The sequence below is a fragment of the Tannerella forsythia genome, assembly GCF_001006485.1.
Lineage (GTDB): Bacteria > Bacteroidota > Bacteroidia > Bacteroidales > Tannerellaceae > Tannerella > Tannerella forsythia.
Genome location: NZ_JUET01000023.1, coordinates 1 through 771 on the forward strand (window position 1 = coordinate 1; position 771 = coordinate 771).

At 39.8% G+C, this 771-nt stretch carries 1 protein-coding gene; it reads right to left on the reverse strand.

Going from position 1 to position 771, the window contains the following annotated elements:
* Nucleotides 1-725, reverse strand: a 725-nt coding sequence (locus tag Tanf_RS00975; protein ID WP_236684351.1) for an IS4 family transposase, incomplete at its 3' end; no start/stop codon positions are given.
* Nucleotides 726-771: the final 46 nt, after the last annotated feature.

Consider the following 771-nt stretch of genomic DNA (forward strand, 5'->3'; position numbering starts at 1 on the left):
AGTAGGGCAACTTGAAGAGCGGTCAAATCAAAAGCATTTGTAAGGAAAACGAATTGACGATTCTGTTCTTCATCCCAATACTCAACCTTACGGATTTTGATTGGATAGTCCTTTGAGGACTTATAAACAGTCAATATCCCTTCTGAGTCGGAAAGGACATTTTTAGGCATTCGCCTTTTCCATTTGATAGACTTGAATTGAAGACTTTTCTTCGCTCTCACAACAAAGGAAGCATCAGCCATATCAATCTTATACAATTCCTTGAAGCTGTTATAACCTCTATCGAAAATGTAATAAGAACCTGATTCATAAGAAATCTCACACATCGCCCTGCTGTCATGTACCGAGGCATTGGTGATATGGAAAAATGTCGGTACCTGAGTTTCTATATCGTATAGGGTGTGTATCTTGATACCACCTTTATGCTTACGGAATTTAGCCCACCAGAACACATCTAGACATAAATCTATCGTTGTAGAATCAAACGCATAGACGTTGCCACCAAGATTGAATATATTCGTCTTTCGTTTTGTTCTAGCTTGCTCGACCATGTAGTATGCGAAGTCTTCAAAGATATGGTAATCTCTGTTTTCATTAGCTTTCGAAAGATTGCTACGAGTAACGGATTTACCCAATCCAAGATGGTACCACTTCTCTTGATGTGCTTGCAATGCAACTATGAGGTCTCGAAGACCTTCACGATTACAAAGCTGGCCAAACATCATAGCGAGGAGTTGATTCCAACAGGTGAAGGACTTGACGTATTTGTCG